At 46.4% G+C, this 18,233-nt stretch carries 17 protein-coding genes; all 17 read left to right on the top strand.

Translation table 11 applies throughout. The annotated features are described in order from the left end of the window. Nucleotides 1–11 precede the first annotated feature (11 nt). Entirely contained in the window at nt 12–1,007 is a 996-nt protein-coding gene (gene fmt / locus ACO53F_RS00290) for a methionyl-tRNA formyltransferase (protein WP_485136875.1), read from the top strand. After that, nucleotides 997–2,370 carry a 16S rRNA (cytosine(967)-C(5))-methyltransferase RsmB gene (gene rsmB / locus ACO53F_RS00285; RefSeq protein WP_485136874.1) on the top strand — a complete coding sequence of 458 codons (1,374 nt, stop codon included), beginning with the start codon at nt 997–999 and terminating at the stop codon, nt 2,368–2,370. Before fmt ends, rsmB begins: the two co-directional genes overlap by 11 nt. A gap of 42 nt (nt 2,371–2,412) precedes the next feature. Further along, on the top strand, nt 2,413–3,180 hold the full coding sequence (locus ACO53F_RS00280; RefSeq protein ID WP_485136873.1) for a Stp1/IreP family PP2C-type Ser/Thr phosphatase: 768 nt from the start codon (nt 2,413–2,415) through the stop codon (nt 3,178–3,180). Then, a complete protein-coding gene (gene pknB, locus ACO53F_RS00275) occupies nt 3,171–5,150 on the top strand; it encodes a Stk1 family PASTA domain-containing Ser/Thr kinase (RefSeq protein ID WP_485136872.1) in 1,980 nt (659 codons plus the stop codon). Before ACO53F_RS00280 ends, pknB begins: the two co-directional genes overlap by 10 nt. A 137-nt stretch (nt 5,151–5,287) precedes the next feature. Beyond that, on the top strand, nt 5,288–6,241 hold the full coding sequence (gene rsgA / locus ACO53F_RS00270) for a ribosome small subunit-dependent GTPase A (protein ID WP_485137010.1): 954 nt from the start codon (nt 5,288–5,290) through the stop codon (nt 6,239–6,241). Between the two features lie 12 nt (nt 6,242–6,253). Further along, a complete protein-coding gene (rpe, locus tag ACO53F_RS00265; RefSeq protein ID WP_485136871.1) occupies nt 6,254–6,901 on the top strand; it encodes a ribulose-phosphate 3-epimerase in 648 nt (215 codons plus the stop codon). Between the two features lie 28 nt (nt 6,902–6,929). After that, a complete protein-coding gene (locus tag ACO53F_RS00260; RefSeq protein WP_485136870.1) occupies nt 6,930–7,604 on the top strand; it encodes a thiamine diphosphokinase in 675 nt (224 codons plus the stop codon). 113 nt (nt 7,605–7,717) lie between these two features. Beyond that, nucleotides 7,718–7,906 (top strand): 50S ribosomal protein L28, encoded by a 189-nt coding sequence (gene rpmB / locus ACO53F_RS00255; RefSeq protein ID WP_023390775.1) that lies wholly within the window; start codon nt 7,718–7,720, stop codon nt 7,904–7,906. Between the two features lie 174 nt (nt 7,907–8,080). Then, the gene (locus tag ACO53F_RS00250) at nt 8,081–8,437 is read left to right on the top strand and encodes an Asp23/Gls24 family envelope stress response protein (RefSeq protein ID WP_070755469.1); all 357 of its coding nucleotides are present in this window, start codon (nt 8,081–8,083) and stop codon (nt 8,435–8,437) included. Nucleotides 8,438–8,470: 33 nt separating this feature from the next. Beyond that, nucleotides 8,471–10,144, top strand: a complete 1,674-nt coding sequence (locus ACO53F_RS00245) for a DAK2 domain-containing protein (protein ID WP_485136869.1) — start codon at nt 8,471–8,473, stop codon at nt 10,142–10,144. Between the two features lie 139 nt (nt 10,145–10,283). Beyond that, a complete protein-coding gene (gene recG / locus ACO53F_RS00240; protein WP_485136868.1) occupies nt 10,284–12,320 on the top strand; it encodes an ATP-dependent DNA helicase RecG in 2,037 nt (678 codons plus the stop codon). Between the two features lie 129 nt (nt 12,321–12,449). Continuing rightward, nucleotides 12,450–13,469 carry a phosphate acyltransferase PlsX gene (gene plsX / locus ACO53F_RS00235; RefSeq protein ID WP_485136867.1) on the top strand — a complete coding sequence of 340 codons (1,020 nt, stop codon included), beginning with the start codon at nt 12,450–12,452 and terminating at the stop codon, nt 13,467–13,469. Nucleotides 13,470–13,950: 481 nt separating this feature from the next. After that, on the top strand, nt 13,951–14,193 hold the full coding sequence (acpP, locus tag ACO53F_RS00230; RefSeq protein ID WP_485136866.1) for an acyl carrier protein: 243 nt from the start codon (nt 13,951–13,953) through the stop codon (nt 14,191–14,193). 100 nt (nt 14,194–14,293) lie between these two features. Beyond that, the gene (locus ACO53F_RS00225; RefSeq protein ID WP_485136865.1) at nt 14,294–15,304 is read left to right on the top strand and encodes an ABC transporter ATP-binding protein; all 1,011 of its coding nucleotides are present in this window, start codon (nt 14,294–14,296) and stop codon (nt 15,302–15,304) included. Continuing rightward, nucleotides 15,304–16,263, top strand: a complete 960-nt coding sequence (locus ACO53F_RS00220; RefSeq protein WP_485136864.1) for an ATP-binding cassette domain-containing protein — start codon at nt 15,304–15,306, stop codon at nt 16,261–16,263. Before ACO53F_RS00225 ends, ACO53F_RS00220 begins: the two co-directional genes overlap by 1 nt. Before the next feature lies 1 nt (nt 16,264). Next, entirely contained in the window at nt 16,265–17,227 is a 963-nt protein-coding gene (gene opp4B, locus ACO53F_RS00215) for an oligopeptide ABC transporter permease (protein WP_023390766.1), read from the top strand. A 13-nt stretch (nt 17,228–17,240) separates the two neighbouring features. Then, nucleotides 17,241–18,173, top strand: a complete 933-nt coding sequence (locus ACO53F_RS00210) for an ABC transporter permease (protein WP_485136863.1) — start codon at nt 17,241–17,243, stop codon at nt 18,171–18,173. The last annotated feature ends 60 nt before the right edge of the window (nt 18,174–18,233 follow it).

Here is an 18,233-nt window from a genome sequence, read left to right as displayed (position 1 = left end):
GTGTATCGAACATGAAAAAAATTATCTTTATGGGAACGCCACAGTTTGCGGCAGAAATTCTCCAAGGCTTACTCGAGCATGCCTCCTACCAGGTCATTGCGGTAGTGACCCAGCCAGACCGTCCGGTCGGACGCAAGCGGGTTTTGACCCAGTCACCCGTTAAGCAATTGGCCTTGGCCCATGATATTCCCCTCTACCAACCTGAACGCATTAGTCGTTCTGAGGAATTAGAAGAACTGATTAATCTAGATGCTGACATTATCGTGACGGCGGCTTATGGTCAGTTCATTCCTACCCGTCTTATTAATTCAACGCCCCATACGGCTATTAATGTCCATGCTTCGCTACTACCTAAGTATCGCGGCGCTGCGCCTATCCATTATGCTATTTGGAAGGGCGATCATGAGACCGGTATTTCCATTATCTACATGACCAAGGAAATGGATGCAGGGGATATTCTAGCCCAACGTTCCTGTGTCATCGAATCAGATGAGACCGTGGGTGCCCTCTTTGGTAAGTTAGCTATTATCGGGCGGGAACTGCTGCTCGATACTCTCTTCAAACTTTTTGCCAATGAGATTACAGCGGTAGAGCAAGATGTCAGCCAAGTGGTCTTTTCGCCTTCAATTACCAAGGAACAAGAACAGCTTAATTGGTATGAGTCTGCTCACCAAGTGGACTGTCATGTTCGGGCCTTCAATCCTTTTCCTTCGACTTATACGGTCTTAGGAGACTTGCGGATTAAGGTTTGGGCAGGAGCACCAATGGATTATGAGCCAAGCCCAGAAGATTTAGCCGCAGAGCCAGGGACCATACTGGCCTATAAACGTAAACACCTGATTGTTAAGTGTGGTCAGGATTCCTATTATGGTATCCGTGAGTGGCAGGAGTCTGGCAAGAAGCGCCTAAGCCTAGAAGACTATTTCAAGGGCAATGATTTGGCGCAATTAACAGGCCAAGTTTTTGCTTCGCCACAAGTAGAAGAAGAGGAAGCTCATGAAAGTTAAGTCACTAGCCGCTAAGCGGCTCAAGCATAATGTCCGCTTTCAGGCCTTACAGCTCCTAGTAGAGATTGACTGGCATGACCAGTATTCCAATGTCCTTCTCAATCGGGCGCTGAGCCAGACAGAGCTCAAGCCAGTCGACCAAGGGCTTTTGGTTAATTTAGTCTACGGTAGCATTCAACATCGTTTGACCCTGGATTTCTACTTGGAACCTTTCATCAAAGGCAAGAAGTTAGAGGCATGGATTCGCTCCCTCTTAAGAATGACCGTCTATCAGATGCTTTATCTAGAGCGGATTCCGGACCATGCGGCCATTAACGAAGCGGTTAACATTGCCAAAGTCAATGGACACGCAGGCCTAGCCGGGCTAGTCAACGGCGTCTTACGCAATTTCCGTCGTCAGGAACTACGCTCCTTGGATACAGTGACAGACCCAGTTGAAGCCCTCAGCATTCAATACAGTATGGCCCCTTGGATTGTGTCCCTCTTACAAGAACAGTATGATCACGCAAGCTTGGCTGATTTATTGGCTAGCCTCAATCAACGGCCACGTCTAACTGCCAGAATTCAAGCCCATCCCAATGAACGCGACCAAATCCTGGCCCAGCTAAGGGCAGCCGGCTATCAGGTTGAGGCCGGCAACCTATCGCCCTATGCTATTGAAAGCTTAGATGGTCGTATTCTGGAGTCGCCTGCCTTTCAAGCGGGGCGCTTGACTATTCAGGATGAATCTTCTATGTTGGTAGCGCCGATTGGCCGGCCGGTGGCAGGCCAGCGACTTTTGGATGCCTGTAGTGCCCCTGGAGGCAAGGCCACGCATATGGCCTATTTACTAGGGGCAGGGCACTTGGATGCCCTAGATATTTCTCAGGCCAAGCTAGACTTGGTGGCGGGACACATGGAACGCCTAGGCTTAAGCCAACAAGAAGGCTTGAACATTTCGCTTCATGCGACAAATGCCTTAGACTTTATGCCCCCAAGCGGGACACTCTATGATATAATCTATTTGGATGCACCATGTTCAGGTCTCGGCCTCATGCGTCGCAAACCGGAAATTAAATACACTAAGCAAGCAAGCGATATTGAAGCACTTAGCAAGCTTCAGAGTCAGCTCTTAGACCATGTTGCCAGTCTGCTCAAACCAGGCGGAACCTTAGTCTATTCAACCTGTACCTTGGCTCAAGCTGAAAACCAAGCCCAGGTCCAGGCCTTCTTGGCAAGACAGGCTGACTTCCAACTAAGTCCTATAGGGCCAGAAGAAGTTCAAGGAGCGTCAGTTCTGACTGCAGATGGCATGATTGAAGTCTTGCCACAAGACTACTTGACCGATGGCTTCTTCATTGCACGTATGACTAAGTCAGCCTAGCTTGCACTAAAATCAACTTATGAAGGAAACAGAGGTGACTACATGAAACTTGCACTATGTTCCAATATCGGGAAACGTCGAACAACCAACCAGGATTATGCGGATTATTTTCTTAATGATTTTGGACAACTCCTGCTCATCCTCTGTGACGGGGTAGGGGGCCATTTGGGTGGCGACGTGGCCAGTCAACGTACCACCCAATATATTGGGCAATATTTCCAAGATTTGAACCAGGCCTTAGCACCTGAACAGGTGTCAGCTTGGATTGAAGGGACTTTAAAGCTAGTCAACCAACAAATTTATCAAGAAGCCCAAGCCGATAAGAACTTGAATGGCATGGGGACTACTATTGTCTTGGCTTTGATTGTCGATGGCACTATCTATTTAGGCCATGTAGGGGATAGTCGCGCTTATATCTACAAGGAAGGTAAGCTCCAGCAATATACGGAGGATCATTCCTTGGTTAACGAATTGATTCGGGCCGGGGAAATTACCTTGGAAGAATCCTATCTTCATCCCCATCGTAATGCCGTCACCCAATCCATTGGTTTGACGCATCCACTGGAGGTAGCCATTCAGACCGTACCAAGCCAGGAGGCGGAAATGTTGCTCCTATGCTCTGATGGTTTGACCAATATGGTGTCACCTCAAGCCTTGGAAGAGCTCTTCCAGTCATCGCGCCAAGAGGCAGATTTTGCCCAACAATTAATTGCAGCAGCTAACGAAGCCGGAGGCATGGATAACATTTCCGTTATCATTGCTTCAGACTTAAGCACAGAAAACTTAGAGGAGGTATCTGAATGGAAATAGGCGATAAATTATCAGGCAGATACCTGCTGACAGACTTTATCGGGCAGGGTGGGATGGCCAATGTTTTCCTAGCCCAAGACTTAATCTTAGAAAGACAAGTAGCCGTTAAAGTCCTGCGTTTTGACTTCCAAGACAACCAGGATGCCATCCGTCGCTTCCAACGTGAAGCTATGTCGGCTAGCCAATTGCTGCACCGCAACATTGTCGAAATCTATGATGTCGAGGAGAAAGAAGACCAGCAATACATTGTCATGGAGTATGTGGATGGGACAGATCTTAAGACCTATATTCGTCAAAATGCACCCCTATCTTTAGAACTAGTGGTGCTGATTATGAGTCAAATCCTGTCGGCTATTGAAGTGGCGCATAAGAACCAAATTATTCACCGGGATATTAAGCCTCAGAATATTTTGATTACCAAGACGGGCGCTATTAAGATTACCGACTTTGGGATTGCCATTGCCCTGTCGGATACTTCTATTACTCAGACTAATACGCTCTTGGGTTCGGTTCATTACCTATCGCCTGAGCAAGCGCGTGGTAGTAATGCGACTGTTAAGTCGGATATCTACGCCCTAGGGGTCGTCCTCTATGAATTGATTACTGGCTCTGTGCCATTTGACGGTGAATCGGCTGTTTCGGTGGCCCTCAAGCACTTCCAGGAAGAATTCCCACGTATCCGTGACAAGATGGACTATGTGCCGCAAAGCTTGGAAAACGTAGTCCTCAAGGCTACTGCTAAGGATCCAGCCAACCGTTACGATTCTGTTCACAGTATGTTAGCAGACTTATCGACGGCACTCAATGCTAGCCGCATGAATGAGCCGGTCTTTGTCCCCAATGCTAGTGGTCAGGCGCGAGTTCAAATGAAACCTATTAAGCCAGTCAAAACACCGGTTGCGGCTCCAATTGAAGCACCAGAACCCATCGATTATGATGCCTATCAACGTATTGACGAGGTGGCACCTTTGGATAAGCCACGTCGTAAACGTCGGATTGCGGCCTGGCTCTTGGCCATCATCAGTCTCTTAGTCATTTGCGGTGGCGTCTATATCGCCTATACGCGCTTGACCGAGTATACTTCTGTGCCGGAAGTAGCCAAGCTCAGCAAGGATGAGGCGGTACAGAAAATTCAAGCAGCCAATCTACAAGTAGGAGCCATTAAGCAGACTTGGAGTGACAGTATTCCTCAGGGTCAGGTGATTAAATCAACACCAGGCTCAGGCGCTCGGATTCGCAAGGCTTCAACGGTCGATTTAGAAATCAGTAACGGGAAAGAACAGGTTGAAATTGGCAACTATGTCGGTCAAGATTATGAATCGGTTCGCTCCCAACTGACAGCAGCCAACTTTATTGTAGAGCGTCGTGACTTTGCTTCTACGCCAGAGAATAATGGTAAGATTTTAGCCCAAAGTGTGGAGCCAGGTTCCAAGGTAGTGCCAAGCAATACCTCCCTAGTCTTTACCGTAGGGAAGGTGGCAGACTCCACCACCATGCAGGATTTCAATAACTTGCCATTGGAAATGGTGCAAAACTTCGCGGAAGCTAACGGATTGACGGTTGACGTCAGCGAAGACTATGACAATGATATTCCTAAAGGGCGTGTCATCAGCCAAAGGCCTAAATATGGCGTTGCCCTGAGTCAAGGCGATACCATCAAGGTTACCGTTTCGAAAGGTCGTAAAGAAGAGAAGGTTCTGACGGCAGTTCAACGGGTAAATATTGAGTACGTGCCAAAATATGCTAGCACGGACGTCAACCAACGTAACCCATTGCCAAATAAGATTCAGGTCTTCATTGGCGATAGCCGCAACAATATTAATACGCTGGCCCAAGAATTTGAGATTTCAGAGTCTCGCAGCATCGAGATCCTACTCTATATTATGGAAGGCGGCGTTGGTCAATACCGCGTCATGCGGGATGGCGAAGTCATTGCAGAGAGCAATGAAGTTTATCCAAATGACAATTAACCTCAGGAGGCTAGAAAATTCTAGCCTCTTTTTGATAGCAGAGTCGGACTGATAGTCTGGAAAGTTTGGTCAGCCAGAACTGACAAGGCGCTTAAAATATGGTACCATTAAATCAGTATCAAGCAGAGGGTGACAGTATGGCAGAAGACAAAGTAATCATCAAAGAAGGCATTATTTCCCAGTCTCTCAGTGGCTTTTATTCGGTGCGGTCTGAGGGCCAAACCTATGTGACCAAGCCCAGGGGAAATTTCCGTCACCAGCAGCTTAAGCCCTTGGTGGGGGACCATGTCACCTTTGAATGGGAGGAAGGCCTAGACCCAAAGGCCGACCAGGCCCTAGGCCGCTTGATTGAGGTCCTGCCTCGTCGTAATCAATTCGTTAGACCAAGTGTGGTCAATGTCGATGATGCGCTCGTGGTCATGTCGCTAGTAGAACCGGACTTCTCCTATTCCCTAGTCGACCAATTTCTAGCCTCTGTGACTTCCCATGGCATTGAGCCCCATCTGATTCTGACCAAATACGACCTCCTGCTAGCACAAGAAGGTGAGGAACAAGCCCAAGATCGTGTCGCCCAGATCCAAGCCCTTTATGAAGCCGCCGGTTATACGGTAACCGTCATGGATCCAGAATCGGATGCATTAGCTAATCTCAGTCAACTCTTGCATCAAGGTCTTTACGTGGTGATGGGCCAGTCTGGGGTCGGCAAGTCTACCTTGCTCAACCAGCTCCTACCCCAAGTTAACATTGAAACCGGTGAAATTAGTCACTATCTGGGGCGTGGGCGCCATACCACAAGGGAAGTAACCCTCTATCCCTTGAATCAGGCTTTGATTGCTGACACACCAGGCTTTTCGGCCCTAGATTTCGAGCAGATTGAGAAGGATCAAGTAACCCAACTCTTCCCGGAAATTCAAGAACTCAGCCAAGAATGTCGTTTCCGTTCCTGTCTCCATTTGGAAGAACCGGGTTGTGCGGTCAAGCAAGCATTAGAAGCGGGGGGCTTGGCTGCTAGTCGCTATCAATCCTATTGTCAATTAGTCCAAAAAATTGACCAACGTAAACCCCAATACCATCTCAAAAAACGTCGTTAAGGAGAAAACTTTATGTATATTGCACCTTCCATGTTGAGTGCCGATTTTAATAACCTGGCCCAATCCATCCGAATGGTTGAAGAGGCTGGAGCTGACTACCTACACATTGATATTATGGACGGGGACTTTGTACCCAACATTTCCTTTGGGCCTATGCTCTATCAAGGCTTGCGCGCTCAGTCTAAGTTAGTCTTTGATGTTCACATGATGGTGACCAATCCGGAACGCTACGTGGACCAAGTAGTCAAAGCGGGCGCAGATGTGGTGACCGTTCATGTGGAGGCGACGCCTCATATTCATCGTGCCTTGCAGTTAATCAAGGCAGCAGGTGCCAAGGCGGGGGTTGTCATTAATCCAGGCACGCCAGTTTCGGCCATTGAGGCAGTCCTAGGCCAAGTAAACCAAGTCTTAGTCATGACAGTTAATCCAGGTTTTGGTGGCCAAGCCTTTATTCCCGATACCTTGGACAAAGTCCGCCAATTAGCTGATTTGCGCCAAAAACAAGGCTATAGCTATCTAATTGAAGTTGACGGTGGAGTGAATGACAAGACGGCTGCTGACTGTCTAGCGGCGGGCGCAGATATCCTAGTAGCAGGTTCTTACGTCTTCGGGCATTCAGATCCAGCCCAAGCGATTCAGACGCTCAAAGATTTAGCTTAGGCAGAATAGGAAGTAGGGGGCAGTCTAAATGGCGACAGTATGTGTCATTGTTTGTGGGGGTGGACCTAATCCAGCCCTTGATCAGATTGAAAATTTAATCCAAGCCTATGACCAAGTTTATTTTGTAGGGGCTGATCGTGGGGCCCTAAGATTAGTCAGAGCAGGTTATGTACTGGATGTGGCCTTGGGCGACTTTGATTCGGTATCAGAAGAAGAGCGCCAAGTCATTGAGGCGCACAGCCAGGAATTTCAAGCCTTCCCTAGCGAGAAGGATGATACTGATGGCCATTTGGCCTTGGACATGGCCATGACCCGCTGGCCGGAGGCAGATTATGTGGCGCTTGGTTTTCTAGGTGAAAGGGGCGGGCGGCTGGACCATTTCTTAGCTAATATTTGGCTGGTCCATCAGCCACGCTTTCAAGCAGGTCTGTCTCGTCTTAGCTTACTGGAGGCTCACCACAAGGTGCGTTTCTTAGAGCCTGGTCAGCATGTCTTGGCCTATGAACCTTGTCTCTACCTGTCCGTCATTAGCCTGACACCAGTTCAAGGCCTGTCCATTCAAGGGGCCAAGTACACCTTGCCAGCAACCGATTTTGCTAGTCCCCAATCCCTGATTAGCAATGAATACAAAGCCAGTCAGGAACCTGTGGAGATTGCCTTTGAGTCGGGTCTGGTCATGATTTTCTGGGTCAATCAAGTGTAAAAACCGAAAAAATCCCCCTCAAAGACTTGTCAAATGAGGGAAAATATGATAAATTAGTTCAGTATGATAAAGCAGAGACATTAAGCTCCTGCAGCGAAAAGGAGGAAACAAGAATGGCTAAAGAATGTTATTTCACTGGGCGTAAAGCTCGTTCAGGTAACACTCGTTCAAAAGCGATGAACAAAACAAAACGTCGTTTCGGCGCTAACTTACAAAAAGTACGCATCTTAGTGGATGGCGAACCTAAGAAAGTTTGGGTTTCTGCTCGTGCTTTAAAATCAGGTAAAGTAGAACGCGTTTAATAGCGATGATCCCAGTCCCTTGGATTGGGGCTTTTTTTTGAATAAGACCTCCTCTGTCTAGACAAGTATAGAAGACAGGCCCCCAGTTTGGAATGGTCTTTATCTTAATGAGTGCACAATCAAGCATTTTATGCTAAAATAGATATGATATATTAGATGTGAGGAGGAAATCGCATGACAATCAAAATCCAAACACCCAATGGACAAGTGTCCCTAACTCAAGATGTGATTTCAACAGTTGTCGGCACTGCCGTAACAGATAACTACGGTGTGGTCGGAATGGTAAGTAAGAACTTCTTCCGTGATAACTTAATTGAGATTCTAGGACAAGAGAATTACTCCAAAGGGGTTGTCATCACCCAACGTGGGGATGATGTTCTCGTGGATGTCTACATCTTAGTGTCTTACGGGACTAAGATCTCAGTTATCTGCCAAAATATTCAACAAGCCGTGAAATACAGTGTTGAACAATTGCTGGGCTTCGAAGTCAGCTATGTCAATGTTCACGTACAAGGCGTAAAAATTGATTAAGTCAACCGTATAAAACGGTAAGGAGGATAAAAATTGGAATTGAAACAATTAACGGCAAAAGAGTTTGTGCCTATGGTTGTAGCCGGAGCGGAACGCTTAACATCCAATGTCGAATTAATTAACTCACTCAACGTATTCCCAGTGCCAGATGGTGATACCGGGACTAACATGAACATGACCTTCGTTTCTGGGGCGGAAAACCTCAAATCCAGTCAAGCTAGTCACGTCGGTGAATTAGCTGGCGCCTTAGCCAAGGGACTATTGATGGGGGCGCGTGGTAACTCTGGGGTTATCTTATCTCAGATTTTCCGTGGTTTCTCACAACGTATTAAGGAAGAAGAAGCCTTAGACGCTAAGCATTTTGCCCAAGCCTTCTTAGGTGGGGTAGAATCAGCCTATAAGGCAGTCATGAAACCTGTCGAAGGGACTATTTTGACTGTTGCCCGTGAATCTGCTTTGCGCGGTGAGAAGGCTGCTGAGAAGACCGATAACATTATTGAAGTTATGAAAGCCATTGTTGAGGGCGCTCAATTGGCCTTAGACAAAACACCTGAATTATTGCCAGTCTTGAAACAAGTTGGCGTAGTCGACTCTGGTGGTAAAGGCTTGCTCTGCGTCTACGAAGGTTTCTTGTCGTCCTTGACAGGAGAGACCGTAGTAGAAGTTAAGGCAGCTCCTGCAGCTCCTGGCCACTCTCACGCTATGTTCGAAGATGGCAATGAGCCACCAATGGCTTTAGAAGATATTACCTTTGGTTACTGTACGGAAATTATGGTTCGCATTGGCCAAGGCCCAACAGTTGAGAAGGCCTTTGACTATGAAGCCTTCCGTAGCACCCTCAACACCAAAGGGGACTCCCTCTTGGTCGTAGCGGACGATGAAATCGTCAAAGTTCACATCCATACTGAGAACCCAGGCGAAATTATGCAATTGGGTCAGGAATTTGGGGAACTGATTAAAATCAAAGTCGACAACATGCGTGAACAAGTCCGTGGCTTAGAAGCGGAAGAGCATGCCATGAAGGAAGCTCCAGTAGAGGCTGCACCAAAAGTTCCTTATGCTATTATTGCGGTAGCAGCAGGTGAAGGTGTGGGTCAACTCTTTACTGATCTAGGGGTTGCCAAAGTCTTGGCCGGTGGTCAAACCATGAACCCTTCAACAGAAGACTTCGTCAAAGCCATTGAAGCAGTTAATGCGGAACAAATCATCCTCTTGCCTAACAACAAGAACATCATCATGGCGGCTGAACAAGCAGCCCAAGTAGCAGAAGTACCAACCATTGTGGTGCCTACTACTACGATCCCTCAAGGGATTACGGCTATGATGGCCTTCGATGCTAGCTTAGATTTAGAAGCTAATGGGGCTCAAATGAATGAGTCACGTGATTTTGTCCAATCTGGTCAAATTACTTACTCCATTCGTGACACTGAGATTGATGGCGTGTCCATCAAGAAGGATGACTACCTGGGCTTAGTCAACAACAAGATTGTCTTGTCCTTGCATGATTTGAAGGATGCTCTCTTGGCAACCTTAGAAGCCATGGTGGATGAAGACTCTGAGTTGGCAACTATTATTGTCGGGGAAGAAGGAACTACTGAATTAGCAGATGAGGTAGCAGAACTCTTAACTGACAAATTCAATGACTTAGAAGTCGAAATCGTCCAAGGTGACCAACCTGTATACCACTACATGATGTCAGTGGAATAATTAAATCAGTTAAAAGACTAAGGCTCATGCCTTGGTCTTTTTCTTTGCCCAGATGAACTTGGGCACTAGCTTGAATAGTCGCTATCTGGCTATAAAAATGTTATAATAATGAGACAGACAAGCAGAAAGGAGGGGCCTTATGGGACTTAATTGGTTAGATAGCATTGATCATCTCAAGGGAGTAGGACCCGCGCGCGTCAAGCTCTTTCAACAGGTCGGCGTCTCAACTGTCCGCGACCTCATGTTTCATTTTCCCTTCCGCTTTGAGTCGGTAGCCGTGCGTCCTTTGGCGACCATCCTAGATCAGGAGAAGGTCACCCTTAAGGGCAAGGTTGTGACGCCACCTGTGGTAGCCTACTTTGGTGGCAAGAAGAGCCGGGTTTCTTTCAAGCTGGCGGTCAATGACCACGAAATTATCAACGTGTCTTTCTTCAACCAACCCTATCTTAAGCAAGCTATCCAGTTGGGGCAGGAGCGGGCCATTTATGGCAAATGGCAATCCAATCGTCAGACCCTCTTAGGTATGAAGCTGATTCAAGTAGCTCAGGAAGGCCAGGACTTTGCGCCAGTTTACCATGCTACTAAGGGCCTTAAGCAGAGCGCTATTGTGGCTAGTATTGCGGCTTCCTTTAACCAGTATCAAGAGGCCATCCCAGAGGTCTTACCCCAACACCTCAACGACCAGTATCGGCTCTTAGATTTGCCTTTGGCCCTCTATGCCATGCATTTCCCGGCTGACCAAGAGCAACATCATCAGGCCACGCGGAAAATTATCTATCAGGAGTTTTTCCTCTACCAATGGCGCCTGCAAGCGGCCCTTAAGCAGCATGAAACAGAGCAAGGCATCCAGATTCATTATGACAATAACCAGCTTAAGACTTGGATTAGCCACTTACCTTATGAGCTAACTCAGGCTCAGAAGCAGGTAGTTAATGAAATCTGTCGTGACCTCATGGCCCAGCACCCTATGCGACGCATGGTGCAAGGGGACGTTGGGAGCGGGAAAACCCTGGTAGCCTTTCTGGCTATTCTAGCTAGCTTAAGCGGTGGCTTCCAGTCAGCTCTTATGGCGCCGACTGAGATTCTAGCTAAACAGCATGCCCAGTCCTTTAACCAGCTCTTTGCCTCTATGGGCTTGAAAGCCGCTCTCCTGACCAGTGCTATGACAGCCAAGGCCAAGCAGGCCGTCTTAGAGGGCTTGGCTGATGGGCAGATTCAGGTGGTCATCGGGACCCATGCCCTGATTCAAGAAACGGTTCAATTCAAGCAATTGGGTTTGGTCATCATTGACGAACAACACCGCTTTGGGGTGGGCCAGCGTCAAGCCCTAGTAGATAAAAATGACAAGATAGCCGTCAACCTACTTCAAATGACGGCAACGCCTATTCCACGTTCCCTAGCTATGACCCTCTATGGAGAGATGCACGTCTCCACCATCGATCAGTTACCTAAGGGCCGTCAGCCCATCACGACACGCTGGCTCAAGGAAGATCAATTAGAGGAACTAGAAGACCATGTGGCCCAAGAATTAGCGGCCGGACATCAGGTCTATTATGTTCTCCCTCTGATTGAGAGTTCCGAACACTTGGAACAGATAGAGAACGTGCTAGAGGTGGCCGACCGTTTGGCTGACAGTTTCCCAGACTTTAAGGTAGACGTCTTACACGGCCAACTTAATAAGGAAGAGCAAGAAACCGTCATGGACCGCTTCAAGCAAAATCAAGTTCAGATTCTCGTGGCGACCACCATGGTGGAAGTCGGAGTCGATGTGCCCAATGCCACCATTATGGTGATTCAGTCAGCCGAGCGCTTTGGCTTGGCCCAGCTCCACCAGTTGCGTGGGCGAGTAGGGCGGAGTCAGCTAGCCAGCTACTGTTACCTAATCGGCAGTCCCACAACCGAGCAGGGCAAGGAGCGCCTTAAGATTATGGTGGACCACCAAGATGGTTTCCTGATTAGTCGTGAGGATTTGAAGATTCGCGGTATGGGGGACTTGATGGGCCGCAGCCAAAGCGGTTTGCCGGAATTCCATTATGCTAACTTGATTGAAGACGAAAAAATCTTAACAGTTGCCCGCAAGGATGTTCAGGACTTACTCAAGCATCCAGAACGCCTATCGGAAGCCGAATGGCAGGCGCTTAATCAATGGAGTCAGACGCAAGCGATTGAGGTCTAGCCTAAACTGCCAGATTCTAATCTAGGTTGACGGCTTGGCAGGGACTTGTTATGATGAAAGCACGAGAATTGGTATAGCGATTGCCAAATATTGATAGATATGATTAGTTTATAAGGAGGAAGACAAGGAATGATTAGAATTGCAGTAGATGCCATGGGTGGGGATTTCGCGCCTGAATCAGCCGTAAAAGGGGTAAACCTTGCCATTGCGGCCTTTGATAACATCGAAGTGCTCTTATTTGGTGACCAAGATAAAATTCGCCCATATTTAGAAGCGACAGAGCGGGTTGAAATCATCCATACCCCAGAAAAAATCAACGGGGATGATGAGCCCGTACGTGCTATTCGCAAGAAGAAGAATGCCTCCATGGTATTAGCAGCGCAAGCAGTCAAGGAAGGCCAAGCTGATGCCTTGCTGTCAGCAGGGAATACCGGGGCTCTCTTAGCTAGCGGTTTGCTGATTGTGGGTCGGATTAAGAATATTGATCGTCCAGGCCTTATGCCAGTCTTACCAACTGCTTCTAGTCAGCATCCTTACTTGGTCTTGATGGATGCCGGTGCTAACGCTGACTGCAAGCCAGTCAACTTACTGCAATTTGCGGTTCTGGCCAACTTCTATGCCCAACGAGTTCTGGGGATTGCTCAGCCTAAGGTTGGCCTGCTTAACAACGGGACGGAGGCTACCAAGGGCAATGAATTATCTAAGGCGGCCTATGAACTTTTAGCTGCTGAGACTAGCCTTGACTTCTACGGCAACGTGGAGACTAAGACCTTGCTAGATGGCCCGGTGGACATTGTGGTCACCGATGGCTTTACTGGTAATGCCGTATTGAAGACTCTGGAAGGGACGTCTAAGACCCTCTTTAGTCTCATTAAATCCCAATTATTGGCTGGCGGGCTGAAGACTAAACTAGGGGCGCTCTTAGTCAAAGACGCCTTATCAGGCCTCCGTGACAACTTTGATGACACCAAACAGGGTGGGGCAGTCCTCTTAGGGGTTAAGGCGCCAGTTATCAAGGCTCATGGCTCTTCTAACGAACAAGCCATCTTCAATGCCATTCGTCAGGCTCGCACGATTGTGGAATCTGGCATTATCCAGGAAGCAACTGACTACTTCGGTCAGGAAAAACCAGCTCAAACAGAAGAATAAGATTATTGGACCAGGCCTTGTTAGTCTGGTCTTTTTGCATGGGCAAAAGATGTTTGGGACCCATCAAAAGCTTGAAAAATTATTGATAGGCAAAGAAATTTTAAAGAAAAGATAGTGGGTAGTTTCGCTTAAATAGGGAATCCTATATTGCACAATCTTCATCTTGTTTTTCAATATCCATAGCCCATTTCTGGTTAACCCATAATAGGCTATTTATCTTGAAAAACAGGATTATTATAATGGCCTCTTGGTGACAGATTGATGGCGGATAAAAAGGGAATTTCCAGCTTTATTAGGAATGATTTTCAAGATATCGCTTACTTAGTCGCAATCATGGGCAAAGTCTAAGCAAGTTTTGAGGGATAAATGAGAAGAATGAGAGATTTCATAATTTTCTCTGCTAAAACCATGGACAATTGGCTTAAAACTTAGTAAAATAAGGAAGTGTAGATTTTATGTCATATTGAACGGAGGTGTATGGATGCCCCAGACCCAGGAAGTTTTCCAAAAAGTCCAGCGATTGATTGTTGAACGATTTGGCTTAACTGAAGACAAGGTCACTAATGAGATGACCTTTGAAGATCTCGGTGCAGACTCAATTGACGTCTTCGAACTGATTATGGAGCTCGAGGACACCTTTAGTGTTCAATTTGAGGATAATCGTATTGAAGCCCTTAAGAATGTAGGCGAAGTGGTCAATTATATCGACCAGCTTACTCCCTAAGAACTGAAAAGACGATGAAGTCGGCACGCTCTATCTATGCAGTGCTACTTTTTTTACTTAGACGAAGACATAAAACATGATCACGAATGGAGGAACTAGAATGGATAACGAGAAAGTTATTCTAGAAGTAAAGGACTTACACATTGGATTCCGTGTTAAGGATACCTTCTATAATGCGGTAGACGGCGTCAGCTTTACCTTATCAAAGAATGAAAAATTAGCCATTGTTGGGGAGTCTGGTTGTGGGAAGTCCACTCTCGCAACTGCAATTATTGGGTTGCATAATCCTCGCAATACTAAGATTGAAGGCCAAATCAACTATCGTGGCGATAACTTAGTAGAATACACTGAGAATCAATATAACAAAATCCGTGGGAACGATATTGGGATGATTTTCCAAGATCCATTGGCATCGCTCAACCCATTGATGACCATCGCAGCACAAATTGATGAAGCCCTCTACTACCACACCAAACTCAATAAGGAAGAACGTCAAAAACGTGTCTTAGAGCTCTTGGATCAAGTAGGGATTGTCAACCCAGAGCGGACTGCTCGTCAGTACCCACACGAATTATCTGGGGGGATGCGTCAGCGGGTCATCATCGCCATTGCCTTGGCATGTAAACCACCCATTATTATTGCCGATGAACCAACCACTGCCTTGGACGTAACCATTCAAGCTCAAATCTTGGACTTGATGAACGACATCCAGAAGGAGACCGAAGCAGGGATTATCCTTATTACTCACGACCTCGGTGTTGTAGCCGAGACTGCTGACCGCGTAGCCGTTATGTATGCTGGTCAATTCGTTGAGATTGCACCGGTTGAAGAACTCTTCAACAATCCGCAGCACCCATATACGCGGTCACTCTTGCGTTCAATTCCGCAAACCAGTGAATTAGAAGGGGGCTCTGACAAGCTCCACGTTATTCAAGGGGCTGTCCCACCATTGACCAAGATGATTCGGACTGGCTGTCGTTTCGCACCACGTATTCCTTGGATTGCGGAAGACGCCCACGAAGAGAACCCAGGACTACACGAAGTATCACCAGGTCACTTTGTTCGTTGTACCTGTTACAAACATTTCCATTTTGAAGGGGAGGAGAACTAATGGCTGAATTTATGCGCATTGAGGACCTAAAGGTCCACTATCCTATTCGGTCTGGTTTCCTGAACCGTGTGACCGATCATGTCTATGCAGTAGACGGCGTCAATTTGACCTTAGAAGAAGGTAAGACTTATGGCTTGGTTGGTGAATCAGGTTCTGGTAAGTCAACTATCGGGAAGGCCATTATCGGTTTAGAGAAAATTACCTCAGGTAAAATCTTCTATGAAGGTGAAGAAGTATCCAAGGCTGCACGTCACCGTCGCTCTAACTATCGTCACAACGTGCAAATGATCTTCCAAGACTCCCTTTCTAGCTTCAACCCTAAACGTCGGATTAGTGATATCTTAGGGGAGCCAATGCGGAACTTCCTCAGCTTAACACCTGATGAAGAGAAGAAACGTAAGTTAGAACTTTTGGATATTGTGGGGCTATCGGAAGAAGCACTCTACAAGTATCCACATGAGTTCTCTGGTGGTCAACGTCAACGGATTGGGGTAGCACGTGCTGTGGCTCTCAACCCTAAATTAGTGATTGCCGATGAGCCAGTTTCGGCCTTAGACTTATCTGTTCAGGCTCAAGTCCTCAACTTCATGAAGCAAATTCAAGAAGAATACAATGTAAGTTATCTCTTCGTATCACACGACTTGGGTGTTGTTAAGCACATGTGTGATGAGATTGCCATCATGTATCGTGGCCGCTTCACTGAGTATGGGACACGTGATGATATCTATAATGACCCACGTCATATTTATACCCGTCGCCTCTTGTCGGCTATTCCAGAAATGAACCCTAATAATCGTGAGCAGAACAAGCTTAACCGTTTACGGGTTGAGAAGGAATACCGTGAGAATGCGTCGCTTTATTATGACGAAAACGGTCGAGTGTATGACCTTAAACCAGTTTCTGAGACTCACTCTGCAGCCCTCAGAACGCTAGACACTGACAAAGGAGGCGAGCTCTAAAATGTGGAAAGTGATATTTAGACGTTTGTTACTGATGATTCCGCAACTTTTGGCGCTCAGTGTTCTGATTTTCGTTATGGCTGAGTTAATGCCAGGGGATCCTTTGACTGGTTTGGTTGATCCAAAAATATCCGCTGAACAAATTGAAGCTATGCGGGTAAAATTAGGTTTGAACCAACCGCTTTGGAAACGATACATCGACTGGATGGTTGGTATGTTCCATGGTGATTTTGGACGTTCCTTTGCCCACAAACAGCCTGTAACGGCTATTATTGCCCAACGCATTTGGCCAACGGTATGGTTGTCTCTATTCACAACGATTATCACCTACATGATTGCCTTACCATTAGGGATTTTGTCAGGGCGTTATAGTGGTGGTTGGTTTGATAAAGTTGTTAACTTCTACAACTTTTTAACCTTCTCTATCCCTAGTTTTGTTTTAGGCCTATTCTTCCTTTGGTTATTTGGTTATACTTTAGGTTGGTTCCCAACACGTGGTACAGTTGGGGCTGGCTTGCAACCTGGTACTTTGGACTATGTGTTGTCTCGTATCTACCATATGATCCTACCTGCCTTTACTTTGGCCGTTTTAAGTACAACTTCGACTATTCAATGGTTGCGCTCTGGGATTGTAGATGCTAAAGCAGATGACTATGTTCGGACTGCTCGTGCAAAAGGTGTGCCAGAACGTGTTGTATATAACAAACACATCCTTCGAAACGCTTTATTACCAATTGCAGCATTCTTTGGTTACGAGCTTACTGGGCTCTTTGGCGGGGCAATGATCACTGAGCAAATCTTTACTTATCAAGGGATGGGGCAGTTATTCATTACTTCAGTTTCTGGACGTGACTATAGTGTTATGATTACCCTAGTATTGTTCTATGGCTTCTTGACACTACTTGGTGGTCTCTTGTCCGATATTATTATGGTATTCGTAGATCCACGAGTACGGTTAGACTAGGAGGTGAGAGAGCATGACAAAAGATAAAAGCGAAAAATTAGCTAAAACAAAAAATAAAGATCCAGAATCTCTCCCACCAATGGGCTTTGAGGTCATTCGTCGTGAATTCATGAAGGATAAGCTAGCGTTGTTTTCATTATTAGTGTTGATTGCAATCTTCTTGTTCCTTTATGTCGCTCCATATTTCTTGAATTTGGAGTCTGCAACCAAAGTTCAGATTTTTAACCGTTATACGACACCTGGTTCAGTAGTTGATGGACATACCTATACCTTAGGTGCTGATGAGGGTGGTCGCGATGTTCTAGGACAGTTAATTTTGGGTGGTCGTAACTCTGTCTCGATTGCCTTAATTGTTACTGGCTTGCAAATGGTTATTGGGGTAATCTTAGGTTTAATATCAGGTTACTATGGAGGTCGTGTTGACAATGTCATTATGCGGGTGGTTGACTTCTTCTTAATCATTCCAACTATAGTTCTGATAATTGCAATTGGGACAATTTATAAGAGTAATGATATCTATGGCCTATCCTTGACTATTGGTTTCTTGGGATGGATGGGGGTTGCTCGATTAATTAGAACGAGAACCTTAAGTGAAGCATCCAAAGATTACATTAGTGCGTCTAAGACTATGGGAACCTATGACTGGAAGATTATGTTGTTTGAACTTCTCCCAAATATTTCTTCTATCGTTATTACGCGTTTAGTATTAGCTTTGGCAGGTAACATTGGGTTAGAAACAGGGTTATCTTTCTTAGGGTTTGGTTTACCAATTGGGACCCCGTCTCTTGGGACTTTGATTGGGGCAGCTAAGACAGCTGACATTATCGAGAACAAGCAATGGGTATGGTTACCTGCTGCACTCTTCATTCTTGTTATGATGCTCTGTATCAACTATGTAGGGCAAGCTTTACAAAGAACAACTGACGCCCGTCAACGTTTAGGTTAATAGAAAAACTGAGCCTTAGGGCTCAGTTTTTTTGTGCTTATTGCTAAGTTTTTGATCTGA

It is taken from the genome of Abiotrophia sp., assembly GCF_057275535.1.
The sequence above is the reverse complement of the archived record's forward strand: the minus strand, read 5'-3'. Positions and strand labels throughout refer to the sequence as shown.

Excerpts from the sequence above, each read along its gene's own strand:
- fmt (WP_485136875.1), top strand. The coding sequence starts at position 12 with ATGAAAAAAATTATCTTTATGGGAACGCCACAGTTTGCGGCAGAAATT.
- rsmB (WP_485136874.1), top strand. The coding sequence starts at position 997 with ATGAAAGTTAAGTCACTAGCCGCTAAGCGGCTCAAGCATAATGTCCGC.
- ACO53F_RS00280 (WP_485136873.1), top strand. The coding sequence starts at position 2,413 with ATGAAACTTGCACTATGTTCCAATATCGGGAAACGTCGAACAACCAAC.
- pknB (WP_485136872.1), top strand. The coding sequence starts at position 3,171 with ATGGAAATAGGCGATAAATTATCAGGCAGATACCTGCTGACAGACTTT.
- rsgA (WP_485137010.1), top strand. The coding sequence starts at position 5,288 with ATGGCAGAAGACAAAGTAATCATCAAAGAAGGCATTATTTCCCAGTCT.
- rpe (WP_485136871.1), top strand. The coding sequence starts at position 6,254 with ATGTATATTGCACCTTCCATGTTGAGTGCCGATTTTAATAACCTGGCC.
- ACO53F_RS00260 (WP_485136870.1), top strand. The coding sequence starts at position 6,930 with ATGGCGACAGTATGTGTCATTGTTTGTGGGGGTGGACCTAATCCAGCC.
- rpmB (WP_023390775.1), top strand. The coding sequence starts at position 7,718 with ATGGCTAAAGAATGTTATTTCACTGGGCGTAAAGCTCGTTCAGGTAAC.
- ACO53F_RS00250 (WP_070755469.1), top strand. The coding sequence starts at position 8,081 with ATGACAATCAAAATCCAAACACCCAATGGACAAGTGTCCCTAACTCAA.
- recG (WP_485136868.1), top strand. The coding sequence starts at position 10,284 with ATGGGACTTAATTGGTTAGATAGCATTGATCATCTCAAGGGAGTAGGA.
- plsX (WP_485136867.1), top strand. The coding sequence starts at position 12,450 with ATGATTAGAATTGCAGTAGATGCCATGGGTGGGGATTTCGCGCCTGAA.
- acpP (WP_485136866.1), top strand. The coding sequence starts at position 13,951 with ATGCCCCAGACCCAGGAAGTTTTCCAAAAAGTCCAGCGATTGATTGTT.
- ACO53F_RS00225 (WP_485136865.1), top strand. The coding sequence starts at position 14,294 with ATGGATAACGAGAAAGTTATTCTAGAAGTAAAGGACTTACACATTGGA.
- ACO53F_RS00220 (WP_485136864.1), top strand. The coding sequence starts at position 15,304 with ATGGCTGAATTTATGCGCATTGAGGACCTAAAGGTCCACTATCCTATT.
- opp4B (WP_023390766.1), top strand. The coding sequence starts at position 16,265 with ATGTGGAAAGTGATATTTAGACGTTTGTTACTGATGATTCCGCAACTT.
- ACO53F_RS00210 (WP_485136863.1), top strand. The coding sequence starts at position 17,241 with ATGACAAAAGATAAAAGCGAAAAATTAGCTAAAACAAAAAATAAAGAT.